Here is a 230-nt window from a genome sequence, read left to right as displayed (position 1 = left end):
GGCGACATGGACTTCAAGGTCGCGGGAACCCAGGCCGGGATCACCAGCCTTCAGATGGACATCAAGGTTGCCGGCATCACCCCCGAGATCATGCAACAGGCGCTGGCTCAGGCGAAGGACGGCCGGATGCATATCCTGTCCGAGATGTCCAAGGCGATCAGCGAAGCGGGCTCGTTCTCGGCCCACGCGCCGCGGATCGAGACGATGACCATCCCCACCGACAAGATCCG

The 230-nt window shown here is 63.5% G+C and carries 1 pseudogene; it reads left to right on the top strand.

Going from position 1 to position 230, the window contains the following annotated elements:
• A pseudogene (locus B4L36_RS04295) lies at positions 1-230 on the top strand (polyribonucleotide nucleotidyltransferase); the annotation flags it as partial.

The organism is Paracoccus sp. UBA889, assembly GCA_002294185.1.
Taxonomy (GTDB): Bacteria; Pseudomonadota; Alphaproteobacteria; order Rhodobacterales; family Rhodobacteraceae; genus Paracoccus.
The sequence above is the reverse complement of the archived record's forward strand: the minus strand, read 5'-3'. Positions and strand labels throughout refer to the sequence as shown.